2 protein-coding genes and 1 pseudogene are annotated in these 1708 nt (G+C 71.6%); 1 reads left to right on the top strand and 2 read right to left on the bottom strand.

The window, feature by feature from the left end; all coding sequences use genetic code 11:
* Together G6021_RS06125 and G6021_RS06130 are read right to left on the bottom strand one after the other, a co-directional pair.
* Nucleotides 1–346 (bottom strand): AMP-binding protein (locus G6021_RS06125; protein WP_182640859.1); only part of this gene is annotated, 346 nt, incomplete at its 3' end.
* Nucleotides 347–363: 17 nt separating this feature from the next.
* Nucleotides 364–1347, bottom strand: a complete 984-nt coding sequence (locus G6021_RS06130) for a 1,4-dihydroxy-2-naphthoyl-CoA synthase (RefSeq protein WP_182610820.1) — start codon at nucleotides 1345–1347, stop codon at nucleotides 364–366.
* A gap of 23 nt (nucleotides 1348–1370) precedes the next feature.
* On the opposite strand from G6021_RS06130, the pseudogene G6021_RS06135 reads away from it, so the two are divergent.
* Nucleotides 1371–1708 (top strand): annotated as a pseudogene (locus G6021_RS06135) (O-succinylbenzoate synthase); the annotation flags it as partial.

Genomic DNA, 1708 nt, shown 5'->3' on the forward strand with positions numbered 1-1708 from the left:
GGCCTGCGATGTGGTGCGCGGGCAACGCGAGCAGCCAGCGCCCCGGCCCGCCGAGTAACGCGTCGGTGGCGGAGGCCGACGCGGCCAACGCGGCGGCGGACAGCATCGCTCCCTTGGGAGTGCCCGTCGAGCCGGAGGTGCTCACCACCAGAGCCGCCCGGTCGTCGATCGGTTCGTCGGGGTGCATGGCGCCGACGAGCAGACGCATCCGGGCGGGGTCGTCGGACGGGACGGGTAGCAGCGCGGGGCCACGGTCGGCCAGGAGCTGCTCGAACGTGGGGAACAGGGCGGTGACGGCCACGCCGCCGGGGACGGGCAGGGTGCGCAGGTCGCGGGTAACGGGCATGGACCGGACCGGCGCCGTCAGTAGTAGTAGGGGAAGTCGTCCCAGTTCGGGTCGCGCTTCTCCAGGAACGCGTCGCGCCCCTCCACCGCCTCGTCGGTCATGTACGCCAGTCGTGTGGCCTCGCCGGCGAACACCTGCTGACCCATCAGGCCGTCGTCGGTGAGGTTGAACGCGAACTTGAGCATCCGCTGCGCGGTGGGCGACTTGCCGTTGATCTGTCGCGCCCACTCGATCGCGGTGTTCTCGAGCTCGGCGTGGTCGACGACCCGGTTGACCGCGCCCATCTGGAACATCTCCTCGGCCGTGTACGCCTGACCCAGGAAGAAGATCTCGCGCGCGAACTTCTGGCCCACCTGCTTGGCCAGGTACGCGCTGCCGTAGCCGGCGTCGAAGGACCCCACGTCGGCGTCGGTCTGCTTGAACCGGGCGTGCTCGCGGGAGGCCAGGGTCAGGTCGCTCACCACGTGAAGCGAGTGCCCGCCGCCGGCCGCCCAGCCGTTGACCAGGCAGATCACCACCTTGGGCATGGTGCGGATGAGCCGCTGCACCTCCAGGATGTGCAGCCGGCCGCCCTCGGCCTTGACCCGGGCCTCGTCGACCTTGTCGGCGGTCGCGCCGGCCACGTCCGAGTCGTGTTCCGTGGAGTACTGGTAGCCGGACCGGCCGCGGATCCGCTGGTCGCCGCCGGAACAGAACGCCCAGCCGCCGTCCTTGGCGCTCGGCCCGTTGCCCGTGAACAGCACGGTGCCCACGTCGGGGGAGCGGCGGGCGTGGTCGAACACCCGGTACAGCTCGTCCACGGTGTGCGGCCGGAAGGCGTTACGCACCTCGGGGCGGTCGAAGGCGATCCGCACGATCCCGTCGGCCCGGCCCTCGCCCACGTGGCGGTGGTAGGTCAGGTCCGTGAGGTCCTCCCCGTTCCGGAAGCCCTCGACCTCCCGCCACTGCGTCGGATCGAACGGGTTCCCGGTCTCGCCCTGCGCTGCGCTGCTCTCGGTCATGGGTTCGACGTTAGCGTGGAGGCATGACATCCGTACCGGGCCCCGAGTCGATCGACGATCTGCTCGCCCGCGTCCACGTGGTGGCCCTGCCGATGCGGGTGCGGTTCCGCGGCGTCACCGAGCGGGAGGTGGCGTTGATCGAGGGGCCGGCGGGGTGGGGTGAGTTCGGCGCCTTCCCCGAGTACGACGACCCCGAGGCCGCCCACTGGCTTCGCTCCGCCCTGGAGATGGCGTGGCAGGGTCCGCCGCCGGCCCTGCGGTCGCGGGTCGCCGTCAACGCCACGGTCCCGGCGGTCTCCGCGGGCGAGGTGGCCGGGATCCTCGACCGCTTCCCCGGGTGCACCACGGTCAAGATCAAGGT

This window comes from Dietzia sp. CW19 (assembly GCF_014145265.1).
GTDB classification, from domain to species: Bacteria; Actinomycetota; Actinomycetes; order Mycobacteriales; family Mycobacteriaceae; genus Dietzia; species Dietzia natronolimnaea.

Excerpts from the sequence above, each read along its gene's own strand:
- G6021_RS06130 (WP_182610820.1), bottom strand. The coding sequence starts at position 1,347 with ATGACCGAGAGCAGCGCAGCGCAGGGCGAGACCGGGAACCCGTTCGAT.